This window comes from Olivibacter ginsenosidimutans (assembly GCF_039542865.1).
In the GTDB taxonomy this organism is placed as follows: Bacteria; Bacteroidota; Bacteroidia; order Sphingobacteriales; family Sphingobacteriaceae; genus Olivibacter; species Olivibacter ginsenosidimutans.
This window is the reverse complement of the sequence record NZ_BAABIQ010000039.1, coordinates 59,632-75,815: the sequence shown is the minus strand read 5'-3', so window position 1 is coordinate 75,815 and position 16,184 is coordinate 59,632. Positions and strand designations below refer to the sequence as shown.

Genomic DNA, 16,184 nt, shown 5'->3' with positions numbered 1-16,184 from the left:
CAGCTTATAATTGTATATTTTGATCGTTTTTCATTTTCCTCTCCGCCGTAAACCAATGTTTTTGTAATTGATGCCGGAGATGAAATATTTGTTTAATTGCAAATTTTCATAACTTCTATTGCACATTTACATAATAGCATTTTAGGGCAATTCTTTACCTTATATCAACCGAAATCAACTATAGCGCTTGTATCTTTGTGTAGCAATAAGAGAAAAATAACAACTCGGTTTTTTTACCCTCCCTAACGGGAGGCAGGCTTTTGAATTTTTACTTTATTAATTTTACTTTCATCATGAAAATTGCATTAATTGGTGCCACAGGATTTGTTGGCGCAACGGTTCTAAACGAATTATTATCCCGAGGCGAAGGGGTTACCGCCATTGTTCGCAACCCCGCTAAATTAACTGAAACTAGCGAAAAACTGCATGTCATAAAAGCCGATGTTACCCATATTGATGAACTTGCCGCTGCAGTGAAGGATTATGACGTAGTCATCAGTGCCTATAACGCAGGTTGGGCGGATCCAACGCTTTATGAGGATTTCATAGCCGGTTCAACAGCCATTCAGGAAGGTGTAAAAAAAGCTGGCGTAAAACGTTTACTGGTTATTGGTGGTGCAGGTAGTCTATACACCCCAGATGGCAGGCAATTGGTAGATACCCCCGAATTTCCAGACGACTGGAAAACAGGTGCCAGCGCAGCCCGGGATTATTTGAACATCTTAAAAGAAGAAAAAGAACTGGATTGGACCTTTATTAGCCCTGCACCTGAAATGCATCAGGGATTACCTCGCGAGCGCAAGGGAACTTATCGCATTGGAACAGACTATCCGGTAGCCGATGAAAGCGGCCGCTCGTGGATTACCGTAGACGACCTCGCGGTAGCAATCGTTGATGAGGCCTTACATCCTAAACATCGCAAACAGCGTTTTACTGTGGGTTATTAACAGGAAGGAAGTGTCCGGAAAGCCTTTGCAAAAAACGCGTCATTACGATGAGTATGGTAATGACAGCAATGTGGACTTTTCGGACATTCTTTATCACCCTTCTTCATACAGGCGCATCGCCATAAAGCCCGCATGCTGCAGGCTATTGATAATTTCTAATGCGCACAAACCAATCCCCTCCACAATCAACAAATTGTAGATGGAGTCAAAATCTACTGTCCACCGCTTTAAACCGTGTACCCCTTTTAAGAGCGGGGCGATTTCTTTTAAAGCAGAAGGCTTATCCAAGCTTGTTTTAAATTTTAACGTTTCCATAAGATTAAATTTATGTTTACACACTCAATTACTATCACTACTTAATTCGTATCAAGACATACGTATCAAAACCTTTCTAAAGTTGTGAGTTGTCAACACGCAACCCGCCGGTAGGTGAACAGGCTCATCACTTCCCTAAGCCGGTTTCATAATTAAAACAGAAGGTGTTTCTGCCAACCAAACACTTCTCGTTTCAATGGCCGTTTTCCAGCTATTATGACTAATAATCATCAAGTCTTGCTGGGCCAAAGATTCCATCTTCATCTGATCATGATGTGTCCAAGTAATGTAATCCGATGCAACCTGCTGAATGGCCCGTATAGCTTCCTTGAACTCGACATCATGTTTGATTACACCGGTTACATCCAATACGGTAATCTTTACTTGTCCGTTATGAATTAATTTCTGTATATAAATCAATAAAAAGCTATCACTTAGCGAAAAAACAGGGACAATAACTTGTTTTATCTCGCCTAGATTTTTATCAATAAGGATTCCGGTAGGAATTTTGGTCGACTTCAAAATTTGTTTCGTACGTTCATCAAAAACACCAACGGTAAACAAATTCTCTTTACCTGTTAAGCTATCGTATATCCGTTCGGGATTAATAACACGTGTAGTAAAACCGAGGATCTTACCTAAAAAAGTACCTTCAAAAACCGATTGTCCGATACCGATTAATAATAAATCAAAATTCCCCTCATTGGCCATTTCAATAATTTCATCGTCAATACGTTGCGATGGTCTAAATAAAGAGATTACCGGTTGATTGAGTTTATTGGCCTCTTCTTTGATCGGAGCAAAACTTTCACTTTCATAGGCTCCCATATTAAAGTGATTCAATTCATTACCAGGGGAAAGATGTAAAGCGGTTATCGTTGCCGATTCGCGCGACTTGCGAACCATCGCATGCGCTAATCTCACCAAGAGCTTACCGGTAATCGGATTACCGAAAGAAATGAGGATATTATACTTATCCTTCATACTCAATTCAACAACCGATTCTTCTTCATTTTTAAATAATTTATTGATGAGGTCTAAGGCTGGCCCTGTCATAAAGGTAGTCACTAAGGCCATTAAAACCAACATTGCGAATACCGAAGGACTTAATACGCCTAGATCATAACCAATATTTAAGGCCACCAATTCCATAAGACCTCGGGTATTCATTAAGGCACCTATCGTGAGGCTATTATGCCAATTTTGCCCTACAAAACGGGCAGCAAGTGCACTACCCAGAAATTTACCTGCTACGGCAACCAAAATAATTAATCCACATAACTGCCACAAACCTGGCTCATTTAGTAACCCTATTTGCGTCCTCAATCCTGTAAACACAAAAAATAAGGGGAGCAAGAATACCAAGGCGACGTCTTCCACTTTATCTACAAAAATATTCCGGAAATTGACATTCACCGGCATAATCACGCCAGCCATAAAAGCGCCAAAAAGCGCATGAATACCAATAACTTCTGTACACCAAGCGGATAATAAAAGTGTCACAAAGAAAACGCCTACAACGGGTTTGCTTAACGCTTCTTTATTGGAATAAATATCACCCATCCGTTTTAAAAAGGGACGAACCACCTTCAACATCAGAAAAACATAAGCGATCGCGAGTAATAACGTGTAGCCCGCACTAAGTAGTGAACCTGCCTTAACTACGGCTATTACAGCAGCCAATATGCACCAGGCTGTAATGTCGTCTGCAGCAGCACAGGTAATGACAACAGATCCCAATTTTGTTCTGGTAAGGCCTCTTTCCTGTACAATTCGTGCTAAAACGGGAAAGGCGGTTATACTCATCGATATGCCGATAAACAGCGCGTAAGAGATGAAGCTCACGTGATCCGGAGCCGATTGCTGATAGATAAAATATGCCAGTACAACTCCCAGCGCAAAAGGAAAAATAATACTGGCATGACTGATAACCACTGCTTCATGTGCTTTATTACGCAACACCTTCAAATCTAACTCCATACCAACCACATACATAAATAGGATTAGTCCGACTTGGCTCATGATGCTTAAGTTGCCTAAAGACGAAGCTGGAAACAGGAAGGCCGAAAATTCGGGGAAATACGTTCCTACAAGAGAGGGCCCGAGAACGATCCCCGCAATGATTTCACCGACGACAGACGGTTGGCCAATCTTTCTACATAGAAAAGCAAAAACCCGTGCAACCAATATAATGGCTATAATCTGTAACAACAGGATGGCAAAGGGATTGGTTACACTATGTGCCATGGATTCGATAAAATGGCTCCAGCTGGAAGTTGCCGAGCTGGAAACTGCTATCGAAAGCCTGCCTTCTTGAAACGATTCTCCATGGAGAATGATAAAATAGATAAAGACAGAAAGTCCGCCAATGACCGCAATATAAAATATTAAATTCCTAATTCCCTTCATAGTAAATATGCCCAATAGCGTCTAGAGGACTGCTAAAATACAGGTACATCCCTTATTTGAAAAGTCGCGGAAAGAATTTTGTAATGAAGCGGATAAATTTTGTAATGAAAGGGCTCCTTCTCTCTTCTTGGCAAACCTGAGGAACCAAGGTGAAGCAATTCTATAATAATTCGATAATAAAATAAAACTTTTCGGGTACCTTCATGACGGAGATGATGACACTAATGCTTATAATAATCCAAAAAGTTTTTTCGATAATGCTCATTCAGTGCAAACTTTACCGGCTTACCATCAGGTCCTATTATAGCCGTTGTTATGGTATCGGCGGTATAGGCCGTTATGATCTTTTTTGCCAATATGGTTTGCCGATTTATTCTAATAAAAATACTTTTAGGCAAGTATTTCATCAGATCATCGAACGAGATGTTTTTGAGTATCAGTTCCGTTTCATTTCGGAGAACAGCCCGTTTGTCTCGTTTATCCGTATCTGCAACAGTAATATAGAGCAACTCACTGAAGTAAAGAAAGGTTTTTCCCTTATTACTATTGATATGGATAAATTCATCTGCTATTTTCCCTTGCTCTAACTGTAATTTCGCCTTTTGCAAAGCCTTTTCCAGACGATCTTGCTGGATGGGTTTTCGAACATAATCGATTGCTTCCAGATCAAAAGCTTCCGCAGCGTATTCTTTATAGGCCGTGCAGAAAATAATCAATTTATCCCGTAGATGTTTAGCAACTTCCAAACCATTCATTCCCGGCATTTCAATATCGAGTATACACAGGTCAAAAGTGAGATCATCCACCTCTTTTAAAAATTTTTTGGGATCGGTGTAGGCTTTCACGACCTCTACATCAGGAATCTGTTCGCATAGGCGTCGTAAATAGCCAAGTCCGGGAAGCTCATCATCTATCAATATGCATCTAACCATAAGGCTCCCTCAATTTGATAGCTAAAGACGTACTGTAGATGCCATTGCCAACGGATTCATTATAGTCAAAATCTTCTCCATAAATCCGTTTTAAGCGTTTGCTGAAGGTCGGATTCCCTAAGCCCCCTTTCTCATTTTCCGACTGCGTTCCGTCGTCCACACTATTGGAAACCGAAAGTTGGAACCAACCATCTACTAAATCAAAAACGATGGATATAAAGGCGTCTTCCCGATGGAGATTGGCATGCTTAAAGGCATTTTCTATCGGGTTTATGGTGATTAACGGTGCAATTAGGCCATTTTCATAGAGGGGATCTGTTGTATCCACCTTGTTTTTTACATGTAAATTAAAGAGCGGACTCGTTTTTAATCGATTTATTTCAATAAGGCTTTTCGTAAATTCAACCTCTTCTCTTAACCGCACATATTGTGTACTTGATTCATATAAGATATAATCTAATACATTGGATAGTTTATCCAAGGCATAATAGCTTTGATAGGCATGCGATTGTATCGCATTGAGTGCATTCTTAAAAAGATGCGGATTGAGCTTATAGCGTAATACTTCATCGTCAACAACAGCGCTTTTTTTCTCCAGCTCTTGATAATTCCGTTTTAATCTACTATTCTCCTTTTTGAAAACGTTTAATTTATTCCATAAAACGAATGATACAACAATAAATGCGAAGGCCATTATACCAACAACAAAGAGCAGGGGCTTTATGGATTCTTGATTGAACAAAATAGTATTCTTTTGTAGGCAAACATATGTAAACTACTATAATTATGCAATTTTAAAGCTACTAACAAATATGCACTTGGTTTCTTATTGATTTAAAAAACGAAAGGTCTCCAACCGGGGAGATTGAAGACCTTTACTAACCAATTATAAACCTAAATTATGATGACACAAATATAAGGACCGGAAACGTTCCCTGCAAATTATTTCTAGGTTTTAACATATTTTAACATATTGCTAAAACGAATTAACAAATCTTTATCTCCTTAAACCGGATTACCACATTCCTGCGGCTGATTCGCTTTTTATGCTTTTTACTTTAATAGGATATTGACATAACCTCTTAGCTTTTTCCATGATAGGTTATTTTATAAATAGTTCCTTGCATGTCATCGCTCACATAAAGTGCACCATCTGGTCCCTGCGCTAATCCGCAAGGTTTATGTTGTGCCGGACCCTCCGGTTTGGCTAAATCAATACCCGCAAAACCATCGGCAAAAATTTCCCAGTCGCCAGAAGGCCTCCCATCTTTAAAGGGAACAAAGGCCACACAAAAACCTTTATGAAGTGTTGACGATTGACTGTGAAAGGCTATAAAAGCTCCATTTTTATACTTTTCAGGAAACATATCCCCCGTATAAAATAAGAGTGCATTAGGACCTAAGTGTGCAGGAAAAGCCATAATGGGATCCAAATATTTAGCGTCTCCCTCCCGCTTTCCATCGCCACCGAATTCTGGCGCTTGCAATTTTTTATGCTGATCCTGATCGTAATAAATATAAGGCCAACCGGCATCGGCACCTTTCGTCAATTCATAAAACGTTTCTGCTGGATAGTTTGCCGAATACGCCGCATCAAAATATTGCGGATATTTCTCGTGAAAGGCACCCCTACCGTGTTGCAATGCGAACAATGCCTGCGAACTATCGTTCCAAGCAAAACCCATTACTCCCTTTAGACCTGTGGCGTAATGAATAGCATCAGCATAGCTTTGGTTTTGCTTATTTGCACTGAATTGCCAGATTCCGGCTACAGAGTCCAGTAACGGACAGGATTTTCCGTCCTTAGATTCATTTGCACAGGCATCCGAATAAGATGCTACGGCTACATATAAATTTTGCTGGGGGTCAATGACCAGGGGCTTCGCTCCATCAACGGCCCGTTCTACCAATCCCTTTACAATAATTTCCGGATGCAATGTATCGATTACGTGTTGGTTTTGATCTAATTTGTACCGATATACCGTTGTGTTAGAAGAAGCGTATAAATAATCACCATTAATCAGGATGCCGGTGCCCGGGTAATCGCCAAAAGCTGTTGTTTGGTCTATAACGCCATCTCCATCGGTATCGGATAAACAATAAATACCTTTTCCATCCTTCAAATGGGCAAGTTTAACATAAATATCACCACGCTTATTGACACTTATGTGCCTAGCTGCGCCAAGTGAATCGGCAACTATCGTTGCTGTAAAACCGGAATCAACTTTAATAGGAGCAATTTTCACGGATTGCTTTGCGGTTGGCTGACAACCGAAACAGGCGCTCGTTATCACGCCAGCAGTAATAATTTTTTTTAGGCTTTTGTACATTTTATTCTTGCTTGTTTAGTCTGCGGCCGCAAAACTAAACATATCTCTGCATATTCCTATCATGTAGGATAGGTAGGTTGATTTATTTACCAAAATCTACTATAGATAGCCGCCAACAACAGCATGGTTGTGACGCTTAGTATAATGGACGATGGCTCCAATTTAAACATCGCTTTATCCAGAAAAATGGCTTTTTCGCTTATTACAGGACCTGCCAAACTGATGCCTATCATGACCAACATCGTTGTTAGAAAAGACCAGCCTAAGCAAATAAAGAATGGGATTTCATAGACACCTTCCGAATTACGGAAAGCCGAATACAACCAGGTTTCCGGACCAAAAATACGAACAGCCAACTGGTTGAAAAAAATAGAAGCTAAAAAACCGGTAACAATACCAGCCACCGCAGCAGCACCACTTGTACGCTTCCAAAACATTCCCAATAAAAAGGTGGCCAGGACTCCCGGACTAATAAAGCTGGAATACTTCTGCACAAAAGTATATCCTCCTTCGCCGCTAATACCCAGTAGATCGTTCCAAGTAAAGGCTATTCCTAGCAACATGGCTACGATAACGGTTAGGCGTCCTGTTTTAACCATCGCAACTTCGCCCGCATCTTTATGGAGGTATTTTTTGTAGATATCCATTGTAAAAATCGTGGATATACTATTCGCTTTCCCCGCCAATGAGGCAACAATCGCAGCCGTTAAGGCTGCAACCGCTAAACCTTTCAAACCGGTGGGCAAGAAGGCTAAGATCGCTGAATACGCCGAATCTTTGTTGCCATCTTCCATACCGGGAAGCAAGCCTTTTTGATAGAGCACATAAGCGATAATACCCGGTAACATGACAATAACAGGCATTAAAATTTTAAGTAAACTGGCAAACAAGATCCCGGTACGGGCAGTTTTGAGATCAGCACCCAATGCCCGCTGTGTAATGTATTGATTGCAACCCCAATAATTTAAGTTACTGATCCACTGCCCTGCTGCATACATACCGAAAGCGGGTAATATCAAGTATTTATCGATATCTATCTGCGGTGCATCCACTTTTGGCTTCTTAAACATCAAATGAAAATGATCAGGTGCCTCGTGCATTAGGACCTTAAAGCCCGCTAAAGCATCTTTACCAAACCCAAAATTTTGGCTAACGATGGTTAAAGCCATGTAGGTCGTGGCTAAACCACCGATAATCAATACTGCCACTTGTATAGCATCGGTATAACCAATAACTTTCATTCCGCCAAGGGTTATGAATATGGCGAATAGGGCCAGCACCAACATCACTTCATGAAAATAGCCTCCACCTAATAAGCCGTTAATGGCCAACGCACCCAAATAAAGAATAGAGGTAAGATTGACAAACACATATAGAAAAAGCCAAAAAATAGACATAATCAATGCCACCTGACTGTTATAACGCATGGTTAAAAACTGTGGCATAGTATAAATCTTGTTTTTAATATAAATGGGCATCAAGAAAAAAGCAACCAGTATCAACGTTGCCGCCCCTAACCATTCATAAACGGCAACGGCTATACCAGCGAAAAAGCCGTCACCGCTCATGCCTATAAACTGCTCAGCAGATATATTGGAAGCAATAATAGAGGCTCCGATTGCCCACCACGTTAGGGAACCTTCTGCCAAAAAAAAGTTTTTGGAATCGCTGCTTTCAGATTTCTTCTTCTTTTTGTAGATAAAATACCCGTAGGAAACGACCAAAACAAAATATAGGGCGAAAACAAGGAAATCCCAAATAACGAGATGAGTAGACATAAATGTAAATTAAACGACAGTAATAATTGGATGCACAGCCGCAAACATAGCTAAAATACACGTATTTACGAATATCCTCCATTAAAATGTAGCCTAATCACAAAAAAGAAACTCTTTTTTAGAAAATTATTTGCCTCCATTAAAATTTCAAGGTTGCTGGAAGGTATTTAGCGACTAAATCTTCATAATAGGGCTTTAATTTATTCCAATCAGGGGGAACAGGATTTTTAGAATAGAGATCGTACGGATTAAAAAGGTTAACCCAATAAAACATTTCCTGATCATGCTTGCTCAATAAATGATCATAAGCATGTTCACGATGTTGGGCGTAAAAAGAGTGGTAACGCAACATGTATAGTGCACATTCAGGCAAGTAATCCTTCATCATATGGTAAATATATTCATCATGCCCCCATGATAACTGGACCTTATCTAAGCCACAGTGCGGCGCATAAATACCATATTTGGTACTATACAATTGATGATGATAATCCGGATTGGCTTGAAAGAACTCTGGATAAACAATCTTATCGGAAAATGCGCATCCCAAAGGGAAAGTATCACCCACGACAGCCCATTGCGGTTCACCAAACAAGCAAAGAACCTTGCCCATATCGTGGAACAATCCAGTTAACACCATCCAATCCGGATGCCCATCAGCCCGTATAGCCTCAGCCGTTTGCAATAAATGCTGAAATTGATCTAAATCGGTATCGGGGTCCGAATCATCTACCAATTGATTTAAAAAATCAAAAGCGTCCCATATGGGCATCTCTTTCTTATCGAATTTCAAAAATTCCCGTTTTTTCTCTTCTACAAACGCATACGTTTGATGGGTATGATTTAAGCGATAAAACTCCTTGACACTATCACGACTAGGTTCCTCATAATTTCGATATTCCTCTTTCGTTTTGCTACTTGCGATGGTGTCTGGATCAGGATAACGGCGCAATAAATCGTCTTCCCATAAATCTAAATCTGGCAGTGGTGTATGACTTATTTGATTGCTCATAATGGTTATTGTTTGTTAGTTATTCGTTGTTCCCTATTCTTTTACGTACAAATCCATTAAAAATTAGCTTATTATCCTATTGGCTCATTCGCCATTTAGCTAATTGGAATAACCAAATTTGCGACAATTTCTTTAGGATAAATTGTTTTTGATTAGATATATTTACTTAATCGATTACGTAAAGCTAAGTTAAGAACCAACAAGCAACATAGGTATGAAAAATATAAGTATGAAGCATTTGGCTAAAGCGCTCAATTTATCCACTGCAACCATATCAAAGGCGCTAAGCGACAGTTATGATATCAGTGATGAAACAAAACAGCGGGTTTTAAAGCTCGCTAGAGAGCTCCGTTATATTCCTCATGCCCAAGCGAGTAGCTTAAGGGGTAAAAAAAGCAAAACCATTGCAATGGTTATCCCCGAAGTGGCCGACAGTTATTTTGCCCAGGCAATTAATGGCGTAGAAAAGATTGCCTATGCGGATGGTTTCCATGTATTGATTTATTTAACCCATGAACAATTGGAACGGGAAAAAGCTATTTTGAAGGAATTGCTCAATGGGCGGATTGATGGCCTGCTTATTTCTGTCACCCGACAGAGCGAAGAAGCATATCACATTAATGAATTAGTTGCGGCAGGTCTGCCTGTTGTATTTTTTGATCGTATTTTCGAAAATATCGGACGAGGAGAAGTTACGACAAATGATTACCGTGCAAGTTATTTATTGACAGAACACCTCATTCAGCAGGGCTGTCGCAATATTGATTTTCTATTATTTTCCAATGCCTTGTCGATCATAAAGACCCGTTTAGAGGGCTATAAACAAGCGTTGCTGGATTATGGATTAATATTTAATACCGAAAACTTAATCGTATGTTCCAATCATGATCAGGAAAATGAACGATTAATACAATATCGGCTTGGCCATAAGAACAGACCAGATGCCATTATTGCCTCCGTAGAGAAGTTGGTAATATGTACGTATCATGCTTGTGCGTTAAAGCATTTAAGCATTCCAGAAACTATAAAGATTGCAGCTTTTGCTAATTTACCCACGGCATCTATTTTACAACCACCTATGACGACGATTACGCAGCCTGCCTTTGAAATGGGGCAAGCCGCAGCTTCCTTACTCATCAAAACCATTAAAGGAAAATCAGTGGATCCAGCGGAAACCAAAGTCATTATCCCTTCAAAACTTGATCTGAGGAAATCGACAATGCTGTATACTACTTAGCATCAGACAATTTTTCCAACAATAAGTAGCGATCCCGATGCTGTTCCGTGATGCTTTTCGTTTCAACGTCAATATGCATCAGTTGTGCGGGCTCACCAGCCTTCACCCTAGGCCATACCGGGAGGCCAAGGCCATTCGGGTCGGTTGTTTTGATGAAGTTTACGAAATAAGCTTGCATAATGGCTGATACCTGGTAATCTTCTGGTTGCCAATTATAAACTCTATTGGTTGGTAAATTACCTAAAGCATACTCAATTTCGGCCGAATGTACTGCTCCAGTAGCTATTTCACCCGTTTGATGACGCATCGCCGGCCTTGGCCGTGCATAATGATAACGATAAACGGGTTGATTCCCCGTTTGGCTATGCAAATCCGACCAACGCCAAGTTCCATAAGCGATAAACTGATCGCCAGCAAAATCAGTTGCAACCTGTTTCACTTCTTCATCCGATTGGGGCTTATAGACCTGCAAGAGCTGTGCTGCCTGCTTACCAAACCGTTCGTTTATGATTTGATTAAAATTAGCGATGTTCGGAGCTTTATCTCCCAATAAGCCTCGGTAGTTTGATTCTTCGGTATTCCACCCTACCAATAAAGGCACTTTTGCCTGTGCGCCACGCTTAAATATGCTCACGGGATCATCTGGGAAAAAATAACCATCGATGGTTGCTGAAAAGTTAGCATCGAACTTAGCTGTTGCTGCCAATAGTTCTTCAGCAGGTAGCGCTCTTAATTCGGCCAGCGAATTTGCTTGTACCGCCTTAGCAAAAGCAAGTCCGTTTTGTTCCGCTTCAGCCAATGACGGTCGCGGACGATGATTATCTAATAAAGCACCACTTTCACCAATCGCTCCACGAAAAAGTTTTTTTGCTAAAGGAGAGGTCATTTGTGCGCTTACGGAGTAAGAACCGGCAGACTCTCCCGCGATGGTAACTTTTGTGGGATCACCTCCGAAAGCGCCTATATTTTGCTGTACCCATTTTAATGCTGCCAGCTGATCTAAAAAACCATAATTCCCAGATGCGTGGTAAGGGGATTCTGACGTTAACTCCGGATGGGAAAAAAAGCCAAAAATATTCAACCGATAATTTACGGTAACCGTTACAATACCTTTTCGGGCCATACTTTCTCCGTCATAACGAAACTCAGAACCATCTCCGGCAATTAAACCGCCACCATAGAAATAAACCAATACCGGCAATTTTTCTTTAAATGTCTTTGCCGGTGTCCATACATTTAGGTACAGACAGTCTTCGCTCATCCCGTCTGATCGGAATTGCATATCGTCGAAAATAGGTCGTTGCATTGCTCTAGGTCCAAACCGATCTGCTTTTCGTACACCTTGCCAAGGCTGCACGGGCTGTGGCTCGCGCCAACGAAACTTCCCAACAGGAGGCGCAGCAAAAGGAATACCCTTAAAAGACGCTATTCCTGATTTGTACTGCCCCTCTAGAGTACCCTCGGAAACCTTTATGCGCGGATGCACCCCTTCGACAGTGTTTTGTGCATATACTAACTGCATTACGAGAACGATCAGCATCCCTAAAATAGTTTTCATGGTTTATAGGATTTGAATTCAAAAGTAAAAAATAAAAAGGTAAAAGGTAAAAGGTAAAAGGCAATAGGCAATAGGCAATAGGCAATAGGCAATAGGCAATAGGCAATAGGCCCTACGCAATACCGACCAACAACTAAACCACCAACTACTCCCTACCTACTTCCTATTATCTAATTAACAACCAACCTAATACACCGCAATTCTATGGGTACGTTGCTGATAAGGAATCATTTCCTTACTTCCGCTCCGTTGAAAACCAATAGCTTTTGATGACTTGACAGGCATATGGCAATCGATACAGTTATCTTTTGCCGCTAGTAACGCTTTTTGATCCATTGACGGGTGTTTCACTTTTTCGTGGCATTTTTGGCACGTCTGTGAATATACCGCTAAACTGGGTTCAACCCGGTCATGCAAACGGTGGCAAGAACTGCAATCTAAATTGCTTAATTGATAGCATTTACTCGCTTGTAATAATTGTTTTTGTTTACCATGGACATCCGGGTCTTCACCTGTATACGTCGTATATTCAGGTAAATTTCGAAGCGTATCGCCAGGTTTAAAGAAAAAGGCAGGATCTAATAGCTGTACATTGGATCCTGAATGGCAAACTCCACACATATCCACCTTTTGTGCTTGAGATAGTTGGTGATAACTAGCCATATATTTTGCTTCCTTAACCGCTGGATGTTCTTGATGAAACGTAACATGTTCCGCACCAGGCCCATGGCAACGCTGACAGTCAATACCAACAATTAAAGAGTTTTTTACGAAGGTTTCTTCCATGCTTAAATCTTTCGTAGGAATCTTTCTTGCTTCTACGAAAGAACTATGGCACTCCAAACATTTCGTAACAATTGCCCGCCCGAAATAAATTTGATCGGAGGGAAAGCCCGGACTATTCACCCATTCTTTCCTTTGGGTCAAGTAATTTAACGGAAGTTGCATGAGCTTTTGATCGTACCAATAAGCCAAAGTGTAGGCTGTGATACCGGCACCAAAAGCAAGATCAGCGTGCTCTTCTTTCTTATTTTCACCATTTATATAGGCTATCTGATGAATACCATCTGCTTTTTTCTCGATGCCTACTTTCGTATGGCTATTAAAAACATACATACCTTCGTTTAACCCTAAACTATCTGCCATCTTTGCAGATGATACGACACTTGACGTTCTAAAATGCGCATTATGAACATATTGGTTTGCAATTTCTCCATGGCATTGTAAACAGGTTTCTTGAGCGGCGTATGCTGTTCCCCTCACATCTGTGGGAGGCCGTTCTGTACATTGCATGACGATGATGACAATACCGCTTAATAGAAAGAGAAATAAAATCAAACGCCGCCGATTCATTCGTTTAGTTTATAAGGGTTGTTTTCTAAAAATCAGGTGAAAGATAGGGATTTCATTGTAAAAATGACATACGTTGCCTAAGTTTGGGAGATGGAATAACAAAACTAACCTGACAACACAAAGGTGTATACACGCGAACAGGCATCCCGACTAAAACAAGCATTTTGGACAACTTTTGGCCAATATATGGCGGTTATTCCTTCGGCCGAAGGCCTAAAAACAAATTGGATAAACTATAAAACAGGACATAAGCATTTGTTTTTCAGAATGGCGGCAGATAAGCATACAGCATCTATTGCCATTGAAATTAGCCATCCTGACCTGGAAATACAAGCGTTGTTTTTTGAGCAGTTTGAAGTTTTCAAAGAGCTCCTTCAGGAGACCTTAGAAGAAGAATGGAACTGGCAGCTACATGCCGTCAATGAATACGACAAAACCATTAGTAAGATTTGGCAGGAAATTCATCAAGTGAGCGTATTTAAAAAAGAAGACTGGCCGCAATTAATCACTTTTTTTAAAAAAAGAATCCTAGCTTTAGACGAATTTTGGAGCTTGGCAAAATATCCATTTGATGCCTTAAAATGACCGAAATCGCTCTACGACATCGTTTTCGTAAAACGGTTGTTTTAACAAATTTTAACATATCTGTTACAGCGAAGCCTTGATTTTTTTCTGTAAAAATTCCCTATATTCAACATTTGATAACCAATTTCGACTTGTTTTTAACGAGTTGGCAAAGGGATTAAATAAAAAAATAGGCAAAAATAATTTACATACCAACGACCTGTCCGATGTCAAACTAGCCATATATCAGCAAACATCTAAACAGGTATAAACCATTAAAAAAAATGAATACAAAAGATTCTTCCAGAAGGTCATTTTTAAAGCGGGCAATGATGCTCTCTGCAGCGGCAGCGGTTAGTCCGGGCATAATACGTGCCACAACCAATCCTTTTTCTGAAGTTAAACTAGCTAAAGCCGGCGAACGGGTTAATCTCGCTTGTTGTGGTATAGGTAATAGAGGAGGAGAAATTTTACGTGAATTTCACCAAACAGGTTTAGCAAACTTTGTTGCATTTTGCGACGTAGATATGGGAGCACCGCATACCTTGGAAACACTCAAACAGTTTCCGGATGTGCCTCGCTTTAAAGACTTTCGTGAAATGTTCGACAAAATGGGCAACCAGATAGAGGCGGTAACCGCTGGCGTTCCAGATTTTTCGCATTTTCCCATTGTCATGGAGGCTATTAGCCGAGGCATTCATATCTATACGGAAAAACCGATGGGGCGGACATTCAATGAGATTGAATTAATGATGAAGGCCGCAAAGAAAAATCCAAAAGTGGTTACACAGATGGGGAATCAAGGACATTCTGAGGCCAATTATTTTCAATTCAAAGCTTGGGTAGACGCCGGTATCATCAAGGATGTAACGGCGATTACGGCACACATGAACGCGCCAAGACGCTGGCACGGTTGGGATCCGAATATAAAGTCTCTGCCTCCTGGCGAACCCATCCCGTCTACCTTGGATTGGGATACTTGGCTGATGACACGTCCTTTCCATAACTATAATCACGACTATGTTAACGGACAATGGCGCTGTTGGTACGACTTCGGTATGGGCGCTTTGGGCGATTGGGGCGCACACATCTTAGATACAGCGCATCAATTTCTAGACCTTGGATTACCGGAAGAAGTAAATGCCGTCAAATTGACGGGTCATAACGATTTCTTCTTCCCGATGTCATCAACCCTTTCATTCAAATTCCCTAAACGGAAAAAAATGCCTGCACTGGAAGTTACTTGGTATGACGGCATAGACAACCTCCCTCCTATCCCGAAAGGCTATGGTGTTTCCGGATTAGATCCGAATATCCCACCCCCAAGTAATGGGGCCATTGAACCTGCCAAACTTAATCCGGGTAAGATTATTTATAGCAAAGAATTAACGTTTAAAGGGGGAACACACGGTAGCACCTTATCGATTATTCCGGAAGAAAAGGCTAAGGAAATGGCTTCCAAATTACCTGAGGTTCCGGTAAGTCCGTCTAATCATTACAAGAATTTCTTACTGGCTTGTAAAGGAGAAGAAGAAACCCGTTCGCCATTCCATATAGCAGGCCCACTTAGCCAGGTATTCTGCTTAGGTGTGTTAGCGCAGCGATTAAATACCAAATTGTTATTTGATCGAGATAAGAAAATCATCACGAATAACAAAAGAGCCAACGAACTACTGGTTGGTGAACCTCCTCGAAAAGGCTGGGAAGCGTATTATAAAGTTTAAAAACGATTTAAAGGGCCTCAAATGT

The 16,184-nt window shown here is 40.7% G+C and carries 13 protein-coding genes; 4 read left to right on the top strand and 9 right to left on the bottom strand.

The window, feature by feature from the left end:
• Window positions 1–293 precede the first annotated feature (293 nt).
• Complete coding sequence (locus ABD930_RS14640) at window positions 294–947, top strand: NAD(P)-dependent oxidoreductase (protein WP_345232484.1); 654 nt, start codon at window positions 294–296, stop codon at window positions 945–947.
• Window positions 948–1,040: 93 nt separating this feature from the next.
• Here ABD930_RS14640 and ABD930_RS14635 read toward each other — a convergent pair whose 3' ends face one another.
• The 7 genes from ABD930_RS14635 to ABD930_RS14605 all read right to left on the bottom strand — a co-directional run bounded on the left by ABD930_RS14635 (window position 1,041) and on the right by ABD930_RS14605 (window position 9,723).
• Window positions 1,041–1,262, bottom strand: coding sequence for a hypothetical protein (locus tag ABD930_RS14635; RefSeq protein WP_345232483.1), 222 nt, complete (start codon window positions 1,260–1,262; stop codon window positions 1,041–1,043).
• A gap of 135 nt (window positions 1,263–1,397) precedes the next feature.
• Window positions 1,398–3,671 carry a cation:proton antiporter domain-containing protein gene (locus tag ABD930_RS14630; RefSeq protein ID WP_345232482.1) on the bottom strand — a complete coding sequence of 758 codons (2,274 nt, stop codon included), beginning with the start codon at window positions 3,669–3,671 and terminating at the stop codon, window positions 1,398–1,400.
• A 221-nt stretch (window positions 3,672–3,892) separates the two neighbouring features.
• Complete coding sequence (locus ABD930_RS14625) at window positions 3,893–4,603, bottom strand: LytR/AlgR family response regulator transcription factor (RefSeq protein ID WP_345232481.1); 711 nt, start codon at window positions 4,601–4,603, stop codon at window positions 3,893–3,895.
• Entirely contained in the window at window positions 4,596–5,345 is a 750-nt protein-coding gene (locus ABD930_RS14620) for a sensor histidine kinase (RefSeq protein ID WP_345232480.1), read from the bottom strand. Before ABD930_RS14620 ends, ABD930_RS14625 begins: the two co-directional genes overlap by 8 nt.
• 340 nt (window positions 5,346–5,685) lie before the next feature.
• Window positions 5,686–6,933, bottom strand: coding sequence for a PQQ-dependent sugar dehydrogenase (locus tag ABD930_RS14615; RefSeq protein ID WP_345232479.1), 1,248 nt, complete (start codon window positions 6,931–6,933; stop codon window positions 5,686–5,688).
• An 86-nt stretch (window positions 6,934–7,019) separates the two neighbouring features.
• Window positions 7,020–8,711 (bottom strand): sodium:solute symporter family transporter, encoded by a 1,692-nt coding sequence (locus tag ABD930_RS14610; RefSeq protein WP_345232478.1) that lies wholly within the window; start codon window positions 8,709–8,711, stop codon window positions 7,020–7,022.
• A gap of 139 nt (window positions 8,712–8,850) precedes the next feature.
• Complete coding sequence (locus ABD930_RS14605; RefSeq protein ID WP_345232477.1) at window positions 8,851–9,723, bottom strand: inositol oxygenase family protein; 873 nt, start codon at window positions 9,721–9,723, stop codon at window positions 8,851–8,853.
• A gap of 214 nt (window positions 9,724–9,937) precedes the next feature.
• Between ABD930_RS14605 and ABD930_RS14600 the strand changes: the two genes are divergently transcribed.
• Complete coding sequence (locus tag ABD930_RS14600; RefSeq protein ID WP_345232476.1) at window positions 9,938–10,960, top strand: LacI family DNA-binding transcriptional regulator; 1,023 nt, start codon at window positions 9,938–9,940, stop codon at window positions 10,958–10,960.
• Here ABD930_RS14600 and ABD930_RS14595 read toward each other — a convergent pair.
• Window positions 10,953–12,518, bottom strand: a complete 1,566-nt coding sequence (locus ABD930_RS14595; protein ID WP_345232475.1) for a carboxylesterase/lipase family protein — start codon at window positions 12,516–12,518, stop codon at window positions 10,953–10,955. The two genes, ABD930_RS14600 and ABD930_RS14595, sit on opposite strands and share 8 nt — an antisense overlap.
• 186 nt (window positions 12,519–12,704) lie before the next feature.
• Window positions 12,705–13,871, bottom strand: a complete 1,167-nt coding sequence (locus ABD930_RS14590; protein WP_345232474.1) for a hypothetical protein — start codon at window positions 13,869–13,871, stop codon at window positions 12,705–12,707.
• 123 nt (window positions 13,872–13,994) lie between these two features.
• On the opposite strand from ABD930_RS14590, the gene ABD930_RS14585 reads away from it, so the two are divergent.
• Entirely contained in the window at window positions 13,995–14,456 is a 462-nt protein-coding gene (locus tag ABD930_RS14585) for a DUF4268 domain-containing protein (RefSeq protein WP_345232473.1), read from the top strand.
• A 263-nt stretch (window positions 14,457–14,719) separates the two neighbouring features.
• The gene (locus ABD930_RS14580) at window positions 14,720–16,159 is read left to right on the top strand and encodes a Gfo/Idh/MocA family oxidoreductase (protein WP_345232472.1); all 1,440 of its coding nucleotides are present in this window, start codon (window positions 14,720–14,722) and stop codon (window positions 16,157–16,159) included.
• Window positions 16,160–16,184 lie beyond the last annotated feature (25 nt).

What these genes read in the sequence shown, in the direction of transcription:
- ABD930_RS14640 (WP_345232484.1), top strand. Translation starts at nt 294, where the DNA reads ATGAAAATTGCATTAATTGGTGCCACAGGATTTGTTGGCGCAACGGTT.
- ABD930_RS14635 (WP_345232483.1), bottom strand. Translation starts at nt 1,262, where the DNA reads ATGGAAACGTTAAAATTTAAAACAAGCTTGGATAAGCCTTCTGCTTTA.
- ABD930_RS14630 (WP_345232482.1), bottom strand. Translation starts at nt 3,671, where the DNA reads ATGAAGGGAATTAGGAATTTAATATTTTATATTGCGGTCATTGGCGGA.
- ABD930_RS14625 (WP_345232481.1), bottom strand. Translation starts at nt 4,603, where the DNA reads ATGGTTAGATGCATATTGATAGATGATGAGCTTCCCGGACTTGGCTAT.
- ABD930_RS14615 (WP_345232479.1), bottom strand. Translation starts at nt 6,933, where the DNA reads ATGTACAAAAGCCTAAAAAAAATTATTACTGCTGGCGTGATAACGAGC.
- ABD930_RS14610 (WP_345232478.1), bottom strand. Translation starts at nt 8,711, where the DNA reads ATGTCTACTCATCTCGTTATTTGGGATTTCCTTGTTTTCGCCCTATAT.
- ABD930_RS14605 (WP_345232477.1), bottom strand. Translation starts at nt 9,723, where the DNA reads ATGAGCAATCAAATAAGTCATACACCACTGCCAGATTTAGATTTATGG.
- ABD930_RS14600 (WP_345232476.1), top strand. Translation starts at nt 9,938, where the DNA reads ATGAAAAATATAAGTATGAAGCATTTGGCTAAAGCGCTCAATTTATCC.
- ABD930_RS14595 (WP_345232475.1), bottom strand. Translation starts at nt 12,518, where the DNA reads ATGAAAACTATTTTAGGGATGCTGATCGTTCTCGTAATGCAGTTAGTA.
- ABD930_RS14590 (WP_345232474.1), bottom strand. Translation starts at nt 13,871, where the DNA reads ATGAATCGGCGGCGTTTGATTTTATTTCTCTTTCTATTAAGCGGTATT.
- ABD930_RS14580 (WP_345232472.1), top strand. Translation starts at nt 14,720, where the DNA reads ATGAATACAAAAGATTCTTCCAGAAGGTCATTTTTAAAGCGGGCAATG.